Source organism: Providencia sp. JGM181, from assembly GCF_018257375.1.
GTDB lineage: Bacteria > Pseudomonadota > Gammaproteobacteria > Enterobacterales > Enterobacteriaceae > Providencia > Providencia lanzhouensis.
In genome coordinates, this window is record NZ_JAERJY010000071.1 from 1 (window position 1) to 17,314 (window position 17,314).

The following is a 17,314-nucleotide window of genomic DNA, read 5'->3' on the forward strand; positions in this document are numbered from 1 at the left end:
CTTTATTGTGGGTTTTATAGGTTGATAAAGAGATAATTTTTCTCTCACATATCCTCTATGATGGAATCATTATAATAGCCTGCAAATAATTAAGGTTATTGAAAGAAATAACCACTTAAGTCGCATCTAAAACAAAAAAAATTCTCTTTTAAGAGTTCAACAATATTAAGTGAGTAATTATGGCTACGATCCCTACAATAGATAATGTCGATGATGGAAAAGCTTCTACGGCGGCTTCTCGTGCAGGCATGACACAAGAACAATGGCGTGCTGCCACTAAGTTTGATGGCACAGATGTTGGTTGGGTGATTATGAGTATCGGGATGGCGATTGGTGCGGGGATTGTTTTTCTCCCCGTACAAGTTGGCTTGATGGGTTTATGGGTATTTTTGCTATCATCCGTTGTCGGTTATCCTGCAATGTATTTGTTTCAGCGTCTGTTTATTAATACGCTGGCGGAATCACCAGAATGTAAAGATTATCCAAGTGTGATCAGCGGATATCTAGGTAAAAACTGGGGTATGCTGCTTGGCGCACTCTATTTTATTATGCTGGTAATTTGGATGTTTGTTTATTCAACGGCAATCACGAATGACAGTGCATCATATTTTCAGACTTTTGGTGTAACGGATGGGTTATTATCTGAAAGTCCTTGGTATGGTCTGGTTCTGATTTGTATTTTAGTCGCCATTTCTTCTCGCGGTGAAAAACTGCTATTTAAGCTTTCAAGCTTTATGGTTCTGACTAAATTATTTGTGGTTGCCGCATTGGGTATTTCCATGGTCGGGATGTGGCACTTATATAATGTGGGTTCATTGCCGCCTGTTGGTCGCTTATTCAAAGAGGCAGTCATCACACTACCTTTCACATTAACATCGATTCTGTTTATTCAAACATTAAGCCCAATGGTGATTTCATTCCGTAGCCAAAACGTGAACCGCGAAGTGGCACGTTATAAAGCCCTGCGTGCAATGAATATTGCGTTTATTGTTTTATTCTGTACCGTCTTTTTCTACGCAGTATCATTCACGTTAGCGATGGGTCATGACGAAGCAGTGAAAGCCTATGAGCAAAATATTTCTGCATTAGCCATCGCGGCAAAATTCTTCCCGGGTGGTTGGGTGACTGTCGTCAGCGTCATGTTAAATATTTTTGCCGTCATGACCGCGTTCTTTGGGGTTTATTTAGGTTTCCGTGAAGCCACTCAAGGCATTGTGATGAACATATTACAACGCATGATGCCGGTTGAGCGTATTAATGAAAATTGGGTGAAGAACGGCATTATGATTTTTGCTGTGCTATTAGCATGGGGAGCGATTATCCTGAACGCACCAGTGCTGAGCTTCACATCCATTTGTAGCCCAATTTTCGGGATGGTGGGTTGTTTAATTCCAGCGTATTTAGTCTATAAAGTCCCAATGCTGCATAAATATAAAGGTATCTCTTTATATTTGATTATTTTTACCGGAATTTTACTGTGTATCTCTCCATTCTTAGCATTCGCTTAATGTCGAGAATATGAATAATGTGCGCTCTATCTTAATGATTGGGCGCACATTTTTTATTTACCAATGTGAATGGTGGTAAATAGAGAGCGGTGATTACTGTTCAAACATTTACCGCTCAAACAATGGGGTTGGTTTGCCATTCTCATCAACAGCCACAAAGTTAAACTGTCCGTGGATCACTTCTTCTCGTCCCTCAGCGTACATATCTTCTAAAAAGATAGAGACATTAACGGTAAGGCTAGTGCGACCAACTCGGATCACTTCCCCGACTAATTCAACGATGGTGCCTGATGGGATAGGGTGGGTAAAATTGATTTTTTCTGTGGAGACGGTCACCAATCTTTTGCGGCAAAAACGGGTCGCGGTAATGAAGGAAACTTCGTCCATCCATGCTAATGCAGTACCACCGAACAGGGTGCTATGGTGGTTAGTGGTGGTTGGGAATACCACTTTAGAAACATGGGTAACAGATTGTTCAATTTTTTGTTTGATTACATCATCAACATCGGAACGCATATTTAAGCCTTACTTTCTTTGAATTCTCACTATTTAAAAACTTGAACCGGGAAAAATAATTACTTACCGGAACATTAATGTACATATCATTAATGTTGCCGATAAGTGTAATCCTGATCACAAATAAATACAGTGATTAATCAAAAGTGAATCGTTCCGGCTAAAAAGAGTGTTGCTTTTCCCGTCATTTTGACGCGATTTTGTTCAACTAAGCAGTGTATTTTTCCACCACGCGCAGAAATTTGGTGACCTAATACTGGGTTTTTCTGTAAGCGTTTAGCCCAAAGAGGGGCAATCGCACAGTGAGAGGTGCCAGTGACGGGATCTTCATTAACGCCTTTAGCGGGGGCAAAATAGCGAGACACAAAGTCACATTGTTCGTCGTGAGCTGGGTTATCGGCGCTTTTCGCGGTAATGGTTAATCCCTGCAAAGGTAATTGTGCAAGGCGCAACATATCTGGATGACAATTTTGCACTTGCTCTGGTGAATCAACAAAGCAGATATAACGGTCTTTGGCTAAATACAGTTCAGAAATAGGGGTACCGAGGATCTCACTTAATTGTGGATACTGGCTTAAATCGGCAGGTTCACAATCTAAAATAGGGAAGTCTAATGTGAAACCTTCTTGATTTTTATGAACCGTTAGTTCTCCAGACAAGGACTGAAATACAATAGGGTTCGCTGGGTGCTGCTTAAACTGGTTCAAAATATACGAAGCGGCAAGGGTCGCATGACCACATAACTTAACTTCCATCACCGGTGTAAACCAGCGGATATGTTCACCGACCAGAAAAGCTGTTTCAGATAAGTTAATTTCGGTAGCGATAGCGATAAGCTTGTCATCAGGAAGCCACTCATCAAGTAAAACGATAGCGGCCGGGTTGCCATGAAATAGAGTATCAGTGAACGCATCGACATAATAAACCGGAACAGACAGTGTGCTCATCGTAAAAGATCCTTGAACGGAAATAATTCATTATGATTAGAAAAGTGAGGGAAGAGTAGCACGAGATTTGCGGTATTGAGGAGAGGTTGGCGCAATAATTGTTGAGATTATTACGCCAACAGATGATTCGCTAATAATAAATAATATTATTTCGCTTTTGCTTCGTTCTTATCTGCGTTTTGCAGCATTTTTCTGACCGGAATAATCAGGGCAGCTAGCACGATAGCACAAATAACCAGTGCGATAGAAACGTGGGAGAACAGGTCTGGCATGGAGTCCAGTTGGTCTTTACGGATATTACCACCCATGATACCTGCTGCTAAGTTACCCAGCGCACTTGCACAGAACCATAATCCCATCACCTGACCGCGCATTTTCTGTGGTGCAAGTAATGTCATGGTTGCCAAGCCAATTGGGCTTAAGCACAGTTCACCTAAAGTTAGTAATAAAATACTGCCGACTAACCAGAATGGTGAAACGCCAGTTTGTGTTGCCAGAACGTGGTTAGCGGCAACCATCATGACCGCGAAGCCACCTGCGGCGAACAGGATACCAATCACAAACTTCGTCATGCTGCTTGGGTTCAGATTACGCTTAGCCAATGAAGGCCAGAACCAGCTGAAAATAGGCGCTAACAGAATGATGAATAAGGCGTTGATTGACTGGAACCAAATGGTTGGGATTTCGAAGTTACCCCATTGGCGATCGGTATAGTCACGCGCAAAGATATTAAATGATGTTGGCTTTTGTTCAAATGCAGACCAGAAGAACGCCGCAGCAATTAACAGAATTAAACAAGCCAGTAAGCGAGAGCGTTCACTGCTGTTTAAACCTGCACAGAAGAACATGAAAATAAAGTAGATACCCACACACGTAGAAATAATGTAAGCCGAGCTTTTTGCTATGACTGAAGGGTTGAATGGAATCGTGCCATTATTGATTAACACAACCAGTACAGCCAGTGCAGCCATGGCAACAGCAACCCATTTACCGACGTTTTTACGTTGAACGGTAGGGTGATTCCATGTGGAATCTAAGCCAACTTCTTTGTCATAACGACGCATTTGTGGAATCGCGTAGAAACGGAAGATAAGCAGGGCAACTAACATACCCAAACCACCTAAACCGAAACCTAAATGCCAGCCGTATTTTTCATGTAATGGACCGATAATTAATGGGGCAATAAATGAACCCATATTGATACCCATATAGAACAGAGAGAAACCGCCATCACGACGCGTATCTTCTTTCTTATAAAGGGTTCCAACCATTACGGTGATACAGGTTTTAAATAAACCGGTACCTAATACGATCAACAGCAGTCCCACGAAGAAGAAGGTATTGGTAAATAACGCAGACAGCGCAATCGACAAGTGACCCAATGCAATGATCAAAGAACCATACCAAACGGCACGACGCTGACCTAACCAGTTATCCGCGAGCCAGCCACCCGGTAATGAAGTGATATAAACACCACCCGCGAAGATACCCACGATAGCAGATGCTTGTTCAATCGGCAGCCCCATGCCACCTTGCAACAAAGTTGCACTCATAAAGAGGATTAAAAGAGGACGAACACCATAGAAAGAAAAACGTTCCCACATTTCGGTGAGGAAAAGCGAACTCAACGGGTAAGGATGCCCGAAAAAAGTTTTAGTTTTAGTCGCAGAATGACTCATCTGTGAACTCCAATACGTTGTGACTTAAGAGGTTGTGCCGAATTGTGAATGTGGAGCAGAAACTCCATCACTGTTTTTTATTGATATGTTAATGCTGTGTTGCAAACATATTTTCGGCATACATTATTATAAAATTGCCAATAAGCAGAATGAATTTATCGTAAGAAAGTCAGTTTTAAGATGAAAATTCGATGTAACTCTCATTCTTACGATAAGGGGGCACAGAATAACGGATTTTTATTGACAATAAAAGAATGTTTTTTGAATCGATTAAGTTAATTAAAAACAATGAGTTACAAAATGTTTTTTGCGCTTATAAACTTTTCGTGGAAAAGATAATAAAAAGTTATGTTTTGGCGTAAAAGGGACACATTAACATTACTCTTTAGAGGGAGATGCTCTTAAACCATCGGATTGCTTCCTAATGATAAGCCAAGAGTAAATGAGGTTGACCAACACTAATACGGCGGTGAAGAAGAACACGGCTCTAAAGCCGTATGTTGCTGCAACAAAGGAACCCATTAAAGGACCCGTGACATTACCTACATCGCGTAATGCTTGGTTGTAGCTAAATATACGTCCGGTGATTTGGTGGGAAATATTATAAATAATTAAGGTTTGTACGGCGGGTAATAGCGCGGCGTTAAGGGCACCGAGTAAGAAGCGTAGGGCGCCTAACTCCCAATAACTGCTGACGAGTCCCATCGGAAACAGAACAAAAATTGAGGCGCCAAGCACGGCTAATAAAACACGGTCAGGTCCAATGCGGTCGCTCAGTTTACCAAGCATAGGGGCACTAATCAGCGCGGCAACGCCGGGAATGGATGCAATAATCCCACTGATAAAAGCAAGATTATCAATTGAGTCTGAAAGCTCCCGAACATACAGGGTGATCACTGGGTTAATCGAACCAATCGATGCTTGGATGATCATGGTGGTGAAAAATAGGCTGATCACTAAGTTTTTATTACGTAAAGAGGCAAAAACTTGTTTTCCGGTCAGAGCATCTTTGCGTGAAACGGGGGTAAAACGCTCACGGACGTAGAAAAGTGTCACAAAAAAGCAGATAAACAACACACTAGCGGTAATAAAGAATACTGGGCGCAAGCCATATTGGTCGGCAAGTAATCCACCAATCAGTGGACCAATCAATGCGCCGCTCACCGCGCCAGTTGCCAAGACACCCATCGCCCAACCGCTTTTATTCACGGGGACTTGGGTGGCAATTAGCGCATTGGCATTCGGGACAAACCCGCCAAGTAAGCCTAAAAGCGCCCGTAAAGCCAAAAGTTGCCAAATATTCTGCGCAAAGCCAATCAGCACCATGACAATCGCCATCCCAAGGGCAGAGCGCAGCAACATTAATTTACGACCGTGGCGGTCAGAAAGGCGCCCCCAAAAAGGTGCGGCAATAGCGGAAAATAGGAAGGTAATACTGAAAACGGCACCAGTCCATAAATTCAAAGAGCCATGGTCAGTAACGCCAAGCTCTTCGATATATAAAGGAAGAAAAGGCATGATCAAGCTGAAGGCAGCGCCCGTTAGAAAGCAGCCGAACCAGACGATATAAAGGTTTTTTTTCCAGTAAGTACTCTTCTTCATACATTCCCATTACACTTCATGCTGTAGCGTTGTTGGCTTCATTCGTTCACCCCAGTCACATACTTATGTATGCTCCTGGGGATTCTCTCACTCGCCGCCTAGCTACAACACGAATTGTTTCGGGAATGTGCAGCTATAGGATAATTGACTACACACAAACAATGTCGGGAGTGTACAGCTATAGGGTCACTGCACACCAACAATGTCGGGAATTACATAGCCTAGCGGTGGTGGATTTTATCTAAATCGCCGTACAGGGAAGGTTCTCCCTTTGGACGCGTTTTAAAACGGCGGTGCATCCACATATATTGCTCTGGCGCTCGTAAAATTTCTTTCTCAATGACCTGATTCATCATCGTTGCGGTGGCGACATTATCGTCTACAGGGAAATTATCCACGGCCGGCTGGATCAGCAATTTATAACCCTTACCATCGGGTAAGCGGATAGCTGAAAATGGTACAACGAGTGGATTGCCAAGAGATAATAAGATTTGTGAGCCATTGGTGGTTGCCGCTTTTTCTACCGCAAATAATGGCGCGAATGAACTGTTTCTAGGACCGTAATCATGGTCAGGGGCATACCATAAAATTTCCCCTTCTTTTAATACGCGGATCATGCCTTTAACGTCTTTACGGTCGAGCATGTATTTATTGGATTTCAAACGTCCACGAGTTTGTAGCCAGTCCATCAGTTTATTATCGTTAGCGCGATAAACACCAATGCCGGGATTCAACATACCAAATGCACGACCGCCGATTTCCAACGTTAAGAAATGGACGCCTAACACAATAATGCCACGGCCGGTTTCTTGAGCGGCGAGCATATTTTCACGACCTTCAACTTTAAGCCAGCGGCGCACTCGCCAATCAGGCCAGAACCACGCCATTCCCGTTTCGAAAACACCCATACCGACGGCTTCAAAGTTTTTATCCACCATTTTTTGGCGCTCTTCTTGGCTCATCTCAGGAAAACACAATTGCAGATTACGATCGGCAATTTGGACACGTTTTTTTAAGAAGCGCTTGGAGAAACGCCCCAAACGGGTACCTATCCAATAAATGACGGGATAAGGAAGCAGGACGAGCAGGTAGAGCACGCTAATGCCAAACCAAACTAGCCAGTAGCGAGGATGTAATAAACTTTTTTCAAACTTTGGTGCTGGGATCATTGTTTTTTCGGTTTCTACTTAAGTGGATTTCAATTAAAAATAGCTTGTTAATCTGAATGATATCAAATTAACCCGCAAAAAGTTGTGCTGTTTGCATGGTGCTCATTAATTCGGCAAGGTTTCTCACTGCCATTTTTTCCATCACTCGTGAGCGATGTACTTCAACGGTTCGCACAGATACGCAAGCGACTTCTGCAATTTCACGGTTAATTAGCCCTTGAAGCACATAGGTGCAAACGTCTTTTTCTTTCGGCGTTAAGGTTTCATAACGCTGTTTAATCAATGTGCGTTCAGTGGCTTTTATAGTTTGTAAGCGAGCTTGCTCAAGGGTTTCGGCAAGCTGCTGACTATCAATGGGTTTTTGTAAAAAATCGATAGCGCCTAATTTCACCTGTTCAACCGCCATCGGGATATCCCCATGACCAGAAAGGAAAATCACCGCGAGGGTGCTTTGCTGCTCTTTCAGGTATTGATGTACTTGGCGCCCGTCAAATTTTGGCATACGCATATCGAGCAATACAATACCTTCCTCATGCAGAGGGGCTTGCTGGATGAACTGCTCACTGTCGTTCCATACGGTAACGTTATAGCCGAGCGTTTCGAGTAAAAATTGACAGGAATCAGTGACATCGGTGTCATCGTCGACAAGGTGAATGACTGGCATTAATTCATACCTCGTGGCTTATTTCTTGTTTGTATAAGTATCTTGCTTATATAAATGGTATCCATAACATTGTCACATATAGTTATTGGGAATGTTATCTTTTGTGTGGCAAAACATGCGCTATATTTTGATTATCTCGAGTAATTAAAAATTAGCGTCACACGCAGCCCATTCTTACCTTCATCATTATGTTGATTTTCAATGCGAATATCCCCACCTTGGCTTTGAATTAATCGCTGGCAAATCACCAATCCGAGTCCCAGCCCTTCCTGTTTAGTGGTGGCAAATGGCATGATCCCTTGATTAAGCTGCTCGTCAGGCATTCCACCGGCATCATCTTGTAATACAAGTAAAAAATGTCCATCGGCAAAGTGAAAGCCAAAGGTTAATGTGGTGGCGCCCGCTTGTAGGCTATTACTGATTAAATTTGAGAGCAGCTGGTCGAGTAAGGTATCTGGTAGCAAGAGCTGGACATCGGGAGTTTCGGGTAATTGCAACCTAACGGTTGGGAAATGTTGCTCAACTTGCAACAGTTGCCAGATATGATTAATGGTCTGTTTGACGGATTGCTGGCGTAGTGTCAGACAGGATTCTTGTCCCGGTTTTCCTGCCCATAAACGCAGGTTTTGAATAATGTCAGCACCCCGTTGAGCCTGTTCATCAATTTTACTGATGGCACCAAGAAGAGGGTGGTTTTCCGACTCTTTCTTCAATCGCAAAATAGAGCCTTGGGCATAATTTCGAATTGCGGATAATGGTTGATTCAATTCATGGGCAAACCCAGAAGCCATTTCACCTAATATATTGAGTCGTTGAGCTTTTTGTAGATTAGCTTCTTGCTGACGTAGGCGGTTATGTGCGACTTCTAGCTGTTGGCTACGACGGCGAACCAAGAAGGCTATCCAGACGTGGTTAATTCCCAACAATAAGAATATTAAGGCGATAATGCCGATGGTAATTTGGTGTTGAATTGTCCAACTGACAATATCTTGCCAAATTTCCCGTTGCTGTGGGTGTTGGTTAACGTCGCGCAGTAAGTTTTCTACTTGTGTGATGGATGCTGGAGCTCCCCAGCGCATATTAGGCGTATCGCCAGATAGCAAAACTTTGGTGACTTTATCCACTAAATTGTCAGGAACTTCGCTTAACGCGGCGAATGACCAATTGGGGTAAAGTTCGGTGCTCGTTAGGCAAGGTAACGCGCTCTTTTTTTGAACAAGCGGACGGAATTGGTGTTTATCAATCAGTCCTTCACTGTCCATATTTTCTAATAAACAGACGGGGACAATTGCCGCAGAGAGGGATTTATCCCGTAAAGCGTATAACAGCGCATCCGCGGGAAAGCCCAAAAATTGCATCCGAAAGTCTTTTTCAGTGTCATACCCTAAATCCCTTAACACTTTATAACCTAATAGATATCCCCCAAATGCATCGGGAGATATTGCGCCGACTTTTTTGCCAATGAGCTGATCCGCGCTGTGAATGTCGCTATCTCCACGGACCAAAATAAGGCTACCAATCACGTTGCGCGTCGTACTGTTTGGCTCCACATCCGAGCGTAAAGAGAGCAGCCAGCGTAAATGATAGCGGTTATCGAGTTGGATAAATTGAGCAGGGTTAGTGAGTAAAAAGTCAATTTTGCGATTCGAAATCGCTTCTTTCATCTCTTCAAGATTCAGGGGTTGCAGGGTAAAGCGTTCACCCGGGATGGACTCATTGAGGGTGTCGACTAAAGGTTGCCAGTGCAACTGAGTGAAACTCGGTCCTCGCAGGGCGAGAACACCGATTGTCCATTGCGCCGCACCCGCCGGAATGCACCATAACAGCAGGGTCATTAAAAGTATGTGATACAACGGCATAGACGTTTTTTTTAACATTTGAGGTTTATTCGTTGCGTTAGATCAAGATCCCTTCGGGTATGTGGAAAACCACAATAGGGGCGCAAGGCTTTTCTTCTTACTATGAACTCAGAATTATTAGAGTAGCACAAAGATAACACACCGATTTTAAAGAGAAATAAGAATTTAGTGGTTATCAGACATCGGTAACACGGTGTTACCAATACGTAAGATAAACCAATAATAGATTGATTATTAATTTTTATTTTCGCATTAGCAATGTCAATACTGGAGCCGATTATGGATCTGAGTAAACGAAAATTCCTACAACAGATTGGGGCCGTCACTGCCGGGGCATCGCTGATCCCAATCGCCGAGGCAGGGTTAAGTTTTTCCCCAACTCGCCGTGAAGGCAACCCTGAGAAACGCTATGGCATGTTGATTGACTTACGCCGTTGCGTAGGGTGCCAATCATGTACTGTCAGCTGTTCTGTCGAAAACCAAACACCTCAAGGTCAATTTAGAACGACGGTTAACCAATATCAGGTCTCCCTAAAAGGGGAAGAAGGGTTCACTAACGTTCTACTGCCTCGCCTGTGTAACCATTGTGATAATCCACCTTGCGTGCCTGTTTGCCCAGTGCAAGCAACGTTCCAACGTGAAGACGGCATTGTGGTGATTGATAATGAGCGTTGTGTAGGCTGCGCGTATTGTGTGCAGGCTTGTCCGTACGATGCGCGTTTTATTAACCATTCAACACAAACTGCAGATAAATGCACGTTCTGCGCGCATCGCTTAGAAGTTGGTTTATTGCCAGCCTGTGTCGAATCTTGCGTGGGTGGCGCGCGCATTATCGGTGACTTAAAAGACCCGAATAGCACTATTCGTAAGATGCTTTCTGAGCACGAAGCGCAAATCAAAGTTTTGAAACCGGAAAGTGGTACGTTGCCGCAGGTGTTTTATTTAGGGCTGGATTATGCGTTTGTAGAACCGTTGCAAGGTAAAGGGCAACCGGCATTATGGCAGGAGGTGTTCTGATGAGCGAACAAGTGACTTATATTTCCGAAATCATGGCACAGCCACAAGAGTTTTTCTGGCTTCCTTGGGCGGTGCAATACTTTTTCTTTATTGGGATTGCTGCCTGTGCGGTGCTGTATGCCTGCTATCTTCATTGGCAAAATCGCAGTGGAAACGGTCGATTAGAAATGATTGCCGTGTTTATTGCTATCACGATGGGGATCACGGCGCCGTTAGCATTAACCGCTGACCTGCACCAAACCGCCCGTGTATGGCACTTCTATGCACATCCAACAATGTGGTCTTGGATGTGGTGGGGTTCGGTGTTGCTACCGCTGTTTACCACGTTTGTTGGGTTGTACTTTGTTGCGCTGCTGGTCAAATTGATTTGGAAGAAAGAGTATAAAGCGACCCGCTGGGTAGCGTTACTGAGTGCGTTATCATCCATTGGTTTACTGCTATATACCGGTCGTGAAGCCTCTGTATTAGTGGCTCGTCCAATTTGGTTTAGCTGGTGGATGCCAGTGCTGATGTTCTTAAGTGCGATGCAAGTGCTGCCCGCTTTGATTAGCTTAGGTGCGCGTCGTGAGCCGCAATATCAAAACCGTTTAGCGCGTTTCCAAGTGATTACGTTACTTCTGTTTGCCGTCTGTTTTGCACTGTGGATCTCTGGTGATACCACGTCAGGAATTGCAGTTCGTCAACAGTTAGACGTTGCAAGCCCAGGCTGGTGGATGTTAATGGGCGTATGCGCACTGTGGACTATCACGTTTGTGATGGCGCTGAGTAACGTGAAAGCAGTTCGCTCCGTTCCTTACATTACGGTTTTAGCATTAGTGTCTATGGCGTTAGCGTGGGTATTACGTTGGATTTTCCTGATGGAGATTCAAGCGGTACCAAAATACAACATCATCACCAATCCATACCATTTCCCATTAGGTAATGATGGACTACTGGCGATTGTCGGTACATTTGGATTGTGGATTGCATTAACAATTATTGTTCGCGAAGGTGTTCGCTGGTTTGCGGGGAGAGTGCAACATGGCTAAATTCTCAAGACGTCAATGGCTTAAAGGTGGTTTAGTTGTCGGTGGTCTTGCTCTTTTTGGGGCGAGCTATCGTGAAGTTGCCAAACGTGCTGTAGATGGTTTAGTGGATGGCACTTCTGGCAAAGTGACACTGGATCGCATCAATGGTAACTCGCTTATTCCTGAAGGAACGGCGATTGGTGGTTGGAAAGAGAACCCTGCGCAAGTGGTTTCAATGACACAATGCTTCGGTTGCTGGACGCAATGCGGTATTCGAGCCCGTGTGGACAGTGCGAAGAATGAAGTTTTGCGAATTGCGGGGAACCCATACCACCCTCTATCCCATGAGAAACACTTTCCATATGGAATGCCATTATCCACTGCATTCGCCAAAATGGGCGGCGAAAGTGGATTAGAGCATCGTTCAACCGCATGTGCTCGTGGTGCAACGCTAATGGAAGGGTTAACCAGTCCATTACGTATTCTCGAACCGATGAAGCGTGTTGGTAAACGAGGTGAAGGGAAGTGGGAACGTATTAGTTTTGAGCAGTTAATCAAAGAAGTGGTTGAAGGTGGGGATTTATTTGGTGAAGGTCATGTGGATGGTCTGCGTGCTATCCGTGATTTAGAAACGCCGCTGGATTCTGCTCAACCGAAATTAGGACCCAAAGCTAACCAGTTACTGGTGACTAACGCCGGGGATGATGGTCGTGATGGCTTTATTCGTCGCTTTGCGCAAAACGCTTTTGGTAGCAAAAACTTTGGTGCTCATGGAGCATACTGCGGTTTAGCGTATCGCGCAGGCTCTGGTGCGTTGATGGATGACTTGGATAAAAACGCCCACGTCAAACCGGATTGGGATAATACCCGTTTTGCGCTGTTTATCGGAACATCTCCAGCACAATCAGGTAACCCATTTAAACGTCAAGGTCGCCAGTTAGCGAGTGCTCGTTTACGTGACTCATTCAACTATGTGGTGGTGTCTCCTGCTCTGCCATTGACGACCACATTGGCCAATGACCATGGTCACTGGGTGCCTGTTCAACCGGGTACCGATGCGGCGTTGGTGATGGGGATGATCCGCTGGATTATCGAGAATGACCGCTATAACGCCGCTTATCTGAGTGTGCCAAGCGAAAAATCCATGGAAGCGGCTGGTGAGAAAAGCTGGACAAACTCGACCCATTTAGTGATCACCGATGATTCTCATCCTCTGGCAGGTAATCTGTTACAGCAATCTCACCTAACCGGTGTAGTGGCTGAAGAGGGTGAAGATGAGAAAAAAGCCTATTTGGTTCAGGATGCAAACGGTGAACTGAAACTGGCGGACGAGGTGACCAATGCAGAGCTGTTTGTGACTCGCAAAGTCACGCTTCATGACGGTAGCGAAGTGACAGTGAAATCGAGCTTCCAATGCCTGAAAGAAGCTGCGGATCGCATGACGCTAGAAGAATACAGTCAGCGTTGCCAAGTCCCTGTAAAAACCATTGAATCATTAGGAAAGGCGTTAACCTCTTACGATAGAAAAGCGGCGGTGATTTCTCACGGCGGCATGATGAGTGGCAATGGTTTCTATACAGCATGGTCTGTCATTATGCTTAATGCGTTGATTGGTAACTTAAACTTAAAAGGTGGCGTCTCTGTCGGCGGCGGTAAATTTAACGGGGAAAATGATGGTCCTCGCTACAATATCGCAGGCTACAAAGGCAAGGTGAAACCGAAGGGTGTAGTGCTATCTCGCAGTAATGAAGTGTATGAAAAGTCGGATGAATTTAAAGCAAGAGTGGCGGCAGGTGAAAAACCGTATCCAGCTAAAGCACCTTGGTATCCGTTTGCGAAAGGTCAGTTAACTGAACAGTTGGCTTCAGCATTGATGGGATACCCATACTCTCTGAAGGCGTGGATCACCAATATGACGAACCCAGTTTATGGTATTGCGGGTATTCGTCAGGTGATGGAAGAGAAGCTGAAAGATCCGAAGCATCTGCCGCTGATTATCGGTATTGATGCTTTCATGAATGAAACCACCGCGTTAGCGGACTATATTGTGCCAGATACCCATAACTTCGAGAGCTGGGGCTTCAGCGCACCGTGGTCAGGTGTACAGGTGAAAGCGAGTACTGCGCGTTGGCCGATTGTTGAATCTCGTACTGCGAAAACAGCGGACGGACAGCCAGTATCTATGGAGTCATTCTGTATCGCAGTCGCTAAAGAACTGAAATTACCGGGCTTTGGTGACAATGTGATTGCAGATATGGATGGCAATATGTATCCGTTAAATACTGCGGAAGATTACTATCTGCGTGTGGCGGCTAATATGGCTTGGCTAGGTGAAAAACCGGTACCAGAGGCGGCAACAGAAGACATTACGATCAGTGGTGTCGAACGTATCATGCCGCAAATTACTCGGACATTGAAACCTGAAGAAGTTCGCCGTGTCGCGTATATCTTTACGCGTGGTGGTCGATTCGCACCTTATGAGAAAGCATGGGATGGCGAAGCAACGGGTCCACAGTGGAAAAAAGGGTTACAAATTTGGAACCCTACGGTAGCGATTAACCGCCATGCAATTACGGGTGAGCGTTTTAGTGGTTGCCCGACCTACTATCCACCTCGTATGGCAAATGGTGAAGATGTGAATGCGGTATTCCCTGAGAAAGAGTGGCCATTGAAAATGATGTCTTTCAAATCTCATGTGATGAGCAGTTCCACAACCATGATTGAACGTTTACGCCATGTGAAACCAACTAACTTGGTAGCAATTCACCCTGATGATGCGGCGAAGATGGGCGTTAAACATGGGGATTGGATCAAAATCACGACACCGGGTGGTCATGCCGAGGCGCAAATTAGTGTGCTTGATGGGGTTATGCCGGGAGTTCTCGCTGTTGAACATGGTTATGGTCACACAGAAATGGGTGCCAAACAGCACTATTTAGACGGTGAAGCCATGCCGATGAATGCGGCAAATGGTTCAGGTATTAACTTGAATGATTTAGGGTTCGCAGATCCGACTCGTGAAGTGGCAAATACATGGCTTGATTGGGTATCTGGCGCTTCCGTGAGACAAGGTTTACCAGCTCGTATCGAGTTAATTGGTTAAGACAGAAGTCCATCCAGTAGGTTGTAAGTTAGTAAAGTGTAAGTAGTAAAGTGTAGTTAGTAATATAAGCAGTAAAGAGGTTTCTGACCTACTCTGTTCTGCATAGCGGAGTAGGGAAGTACCCCTAAAGCAGTTGACATTGCGCTCTACGATGCGGTTTACCCATCGTAACTTCGGCAAATGCCAGGGAGGGGGAGCCCTCCCTTTTTTCTTTTCTATTTAATACAAATAGCGAATACAACCATTGCTATGCCAATCGTCTATAAAAATAGCCTATAAAAGTATTGAGCTATTTTTCTTAAGCGGATTTTTCTTCCAGCGAGTCACTAGCCATTCAAACTCTTGATAGGTCGTCTCTGACTTTCTTTTTTCTCTAATTGCTTTAATCAAAGGCTCTGCAATCTCAAATGTTTCAACAACGGTCGAATATGAGGCTCTTTTGATCATCTGCTCGTTATAGATACCTTCTCTGATGCTAACGGCAACGCGCTCATAAAAATTTAAAATATATTGAAATTTGAGACGTTCTGAGATTTCACAGCTTGTTATTGCTACCCCTTCCGCAGGGAAAACATAAGAACGAAATGATTTTCCAGAGTAATGGGTTTGTTTTAAAACATGAAGGGACTCTATGTATTGTTGATCTAATCGACTTTCAAATAAAAATAGGGCTGTTTGTGTTTTTTTAGCTGTTTCTAAATTATAAATAATTGCGCCTATGGCAACAAAAACACCAAATAAGACTGTTGTATTGCTAATAATTTGTAGGGTCGCCTGCATTAATGTCATAGGTTCCATCTATAAAAAAGGCGGGGTCAATCCCGCCTAGTTAAAAGTTCATTAGCTTAGAAGCCATCAAATTCGTCAAATTTTGTTCTCATATAGAACCTCTTTCAATTGGGGAATTTTTCTTCAGATGAAAATTAGCGCAATGGTATTTTTCTGTCAAAGGTCGAAGGAATTTATCAGACTAACTTTTTTATTTGGTGATTTTCCTGTAACACCATCATCAAGAATTGGTAATAAATATGATAACCACTAAAAATAAATGGTTTTTTATTAACATAATAAAAGGGATAATAACCCAAAATTAACGAGCAATTCTTTGCTGGTGATTTAAATCTGTTTTATATCAAAGTATTAAATAGGAAAGCGAACACCATGCCAGTGTTACACAACCAAGTTTCGAATAAAATTCTTAAAGAACGTATGTTGGCTGAAACTGAGCCGCGTACGACAATCTCTTTTTATAAATACTTCAATATTCAAGACCCTACAGCATTTCGTAATGAATGGTACCAACAATTCAAAGCGTTGAGCGTATTTGGTCGAGTATATATTGCCAAAGAAGGGATCAACGCACAAATTAGCGTACCGGCCTCCAATGTCGATGTGTTGCGGGAACTTATCTACGCAACAGACCCAGCCTTAAATGACCTGCGTTTGAACATTGCTATTGATGATGATGGTAAGTCCTTCTGGGTACTGCGCATGAAAGTCCGTGATCGTGTGGTTGCGGATGGTATTGATGATGAAACTTTTAATCCTGCCAATACTGGGCAGTATCTAAAAGCCGAGCAAGTCAATGCGATGATTGATGATCCAGACACTATCTTCGTTGATATGCGTAATCACTATGAATATGAAGTGGGTCACTTTGATAATGCGATTGAAGTGCCATCAGATACTTTTAGAGACCAACTGCCAATGGCGGTTGAAATGCTGCAAGACCAGAAAGATAAAAATGTGGTGATGTATTGCACGGGCGGTATCCGCTGTGAAAAAGCGAGCGCTTACATGCTGCATAACGGTTTCCAGAATGTTTATCATGTGGAAGGCGGGATCATTGAATATGCACGAAAAGCGAAAGAACAAGGCTTACCGCTACGTTTCAAAGGTAAAAACTTCGTGTTCGATAACCGTATGGGTGAGCGTATTACGGATGATACCTTAGCGCATTGCCATCAATGCGGGGAAGCTTGTGATACTCACACTAACTGCAAAAATGACGGTTGCCATTTACTGTTTATTCAATGCCCAAGCTGTGCTGAAAAATATGAAGGCTGCTGCAGTCATGCGTGTACCGAAGAGATGAAGCTGCCTGAAGATGAGCAGCGTACTCGCCGTGCTGGCCGTGAAGTGAGTAATAAAATATTTAATAAATCTCGCCATCGTTTAGCGGATGGATTATTAAATAGCGAAAAGTAATATTATTTTTAAATGAAGAAAGCCCTTTTTAAAAG

At 43.9% G+C, this 17,314-nt stretch carries 13 protein-coding genes; 5 read left to right on the forward strand and 8 right to left on the reverse strand.

Annotated elements, in window-relative coordinates; genetic code table 11:
- The first annotated feature begins 179 nt into the window (after positions 1-179).
- Positions 180-1,508 carry a hypothetical protein gene (locus JK188_RS10530; protein WP_211885178.1) on the forward strand — a complete coding sequence of 443 codons (1,329 nt, stop codon included), beginning with the start codon at positions 180-182 and terminating at the stop codon, positions 1,506-1,508.
- 108 nt (positions 1,509-1,616) lie between these two features.
- On the opposite strand, the gene JK188_RS10535 is transcribed toward JK188_RS10530, so the two are convergent.
- The 7 genes from JK188_RS10535 to ttrS form a co-directional block, all read right to left on the reverse strand.
- Positions 1,617-2,024, reverse strand: a complete 408-nt coding sequence (locus tag JK188_RS10535; protein WP_211885180.1) for an acyl-CoA thioesterase — start codon at positions 2,022-2,024, stop codon at positions 1,617-1,619.
- Between the two features lie 140 nt (positions 2,025-2,164).
- Complete coding sequence (locus JK188_RS10540; RefSeq protein WP_211885181.1) at positions 2,165-2,971, reverse strand: PhzF family phenazine biosynthesis protein; 807 nt, start codon at positions 2,969-2,971, stop codon at positions 2,165-2,167.
- Between the two features lie 146 nt (positions 2,972-3,117).
- The gene (locus JK188_RS10545) at positions 3,118-4,650 is read right to left on the reverse strand and encodes a peptide MFS transporter (RefSeq protein ID WP_211885182.1); all 1,533 of its coding nucleotides are present in this window, start codon (positions 4,648-4,650) and stop codon (positions 3,118-3,120) included.
- Between the two features lie 378 nt (positions 4,651-5,028).
- Positions 5,029-6,252, reverse strand: a complete 1,224-nt coding sequence (gene mdtG, locus JK188_RS10550; RefSeq protein ID WP_211885183.1) for a multidrug efflux MFS transporter MdtG — start codon at positions 6,250-6,252, stop codon at positions 5,029-5,031.
- Positions 6,253-6,473: 221 nt separating this feature from the next.
- Positions 6,474-7,421, reverse strand: a complete 948-nt coding sequence (locus JK188_RS10555) for a Kdo(2)-lipid IV(A) acyltransferase (RefSeq protein WP_108479562.1) — start codon at positions 7,419-7,421, stop codon at positions 6,474-6,476.
- Positions 7,422-7,488: 67 nt separating this feature from the next.
- Positions 7,489-8,085, reverse strand: coding sequence for a tetrathionate respiration response regulator TtrR (ttrR, locus tag JK188_RS10560; protein WP_036951558.1), 597 nt, complete (start codon positions 8,083-8,085; stop codon positions 7,489-7,491).
- 131 nt (positions 8,086-8,216) lie between these two features.
- A complete protein-coding gene (gene ttrS, locus JK188_RS10565) occupies positions 8,217-9,962 on the reverse strand; it encodes a tetrathionate respiration histidine kinase TtrS (RefSeq protein ID WP_442959120.1) in 1,746 nt (581 codons plus the stop codon).
- Positions 9,963-10,223: 261 nt separating this feature from the next.
- On the opposite strand from ttrS, the gene ttrB reads away from it, so the two are divergent.
- The 3 genes from ttrB to ttrA are packed head-to-tail and all read left to right on the forward strand — an operon-like array spanning position 10,224 to position 15,071.
- Positions 10,224-10,961: a tetrathionate reductase subunit TtrB gene (ttrB, locus tag JK188_RS10570; RefSeq protein ID WP_211885184.1), complete on the forward strand. Its 738-nt coding sequence runs from the start codon at positions 10,224-10,226 to the stop codon at positions 10,959-10,961.
- On the forward strand, positions 10,961-11,989 hold the full coding sequence (ttrC, locus tag JK188_RS10575) for a tetrathionate reductase subunit TtrC (protein WP_211886368.1): 1,029 nt from the start codon (positions 10,961-10,963) through the stop codon (positions 11,987-11,989). The genes ttrB and ttrC overlap by 1 nt, the downstream gene beginning before the upstream one ends.
- Complete coding sequence (ttrA, locus tag JK188_RS10580; RefSeq protein WP_211885186.1) at positions 11,982-15,071, forward strand: tetrathionate reductase subunit TtrA; 3,090 nt, start codon at positions 11,982-11,984, stop codon at positions 15,069-15,071. The genes ttrC and ttrA overlap by 8 nt, the downstream gene beginning before the upstream one ends.
- Positions 15,072-15,344: 273 nt before the next feature.
- Here the strand turns inward: ttrA and JK188_RS10585 are convergent, their stop codons facing one another.
- Entirely contained in the window at positions 15,345-15,860 is a 516-nt protein-coding gene (locus JK188_RS10585; RefSeq protein ID WP_211885187.1) for a DUF4760 domain-containing protein, read from the reverse strand.
- A gap of 372 nt (positions 15,861-16,232) precedes the next feature.
- Between JK188_RS10585 and trhO the strand changes: the two genes are divergently transcribed.
- Positions 16,233-17,279 carry an oxygen-dependent tRNA uridine(34) hydroxylase TrhO gene (trhO, locus tag JK188_RS10590; protein ID WP_108479566.1) on the forward strand — a complete coding sequence of 349 codons (1,047 nt, stop codon included), beginning with the start codon at positions 16,233-16,235 and terminating at the stop codon, positions 17,277-17,279.
- Positions 17,280-17,314: the final 35 nt, after the last annotated feature.

What these genes read in the sequence shown, in the direction of transcription:
- JK188_RS10535 (WP_211885180.1), bottom strand. Translation starts at nt 2,024, where the DNA reads ATGCGTTCCGATGTTGATGATGTAATCAAACAAAAAATTGAACAATCT.
- JK188_RS10555 (WP_108479562.1), bottom strand. Translation starts at nt 7,421, where the DNA reads ATGATCCCAGCACCAAAGTTTGAAAAAAGTTTATTACATCCTCGCTAC.
- ttrC (WP_211886368.1), top strand. Translation starts at nt 10,961, where the DNA reads ATGAGCGAACAAGTGACTTATATTTCCGAAATCATGGCACAGCCACAA.
- ttrB (WP_211885184.1), top strand. Translation starts at nt 10,224, where the DNA reads ATGGATCTGAGTAAACGAAAATTCCTACAACAGATTGGGGCCGTCACT.
- JK188_RS10545 (WP_211885182.1), bottom strand. Translation starts at nt 4,650, where the DNA reads ATGAGTCATTCTGCGACTAAAACTAAAACTTTTTTCGGGCATCCTTAC.
- ttrR (WP_036951558.1), bottom strand. Translation starts at nt 8,085, where the DNA reads ATGCCAGTCATTCACCTTGTCGACGATGACACCGATGTCACTGATTCC.
- ttrS (WP_442959120.1), bottom strand. Translation starts at nt 9,962, where the DNA reads ATGTTAAAAAAAACGTCTATGCCGTTGTATCACATACTTTTAATGACC.
- mdtG (WP_211885183.1), bottom strand. Translation starts at nt 6,252, where the DNA reads ATGAAGAAGAGTACTTACTGGAAAAAAAACCTTTATATCGTCTGGTTC.
- JK188_RS10530 (WP_211885178.1), top strand. Translation starts at nt 180, where the DNA reads ATGGCTACGATCCCTACAATAGATAATGTCGATGATGGAAAAGCTTCT.
- trhO (WP_108479566.1), top strand. Translation starts at nt 16,233, where the DNA reads ATGCCAGTGTTACACAACCAAGTTTCGAATAAAATTCTTAAAGAACGT.
- ttrA (WP_211885186.1), top strand. Translation starts at nt 11,982, where the DNA reads ATGGCTAAATTCTCAAGACGTCAATGGCTTAAAGGTGGTTTAGTTGTC.
- JK188_RS10540 (WP_211885181.1), bottom strand. Translation starts at nt 2,971, where the DNA reads ATGAGCACACTGTCTGTTCCGGTTTATTATGTCGATGCGTTCACTGAT.
- JK188_RS10585 (WP_211885187.1), bottom strand. Translation starts at nt 15,860, where the DNA reads ATGACATTAATGCAGGCGACCCTACAAATTATTAGCAATACAACAGTC.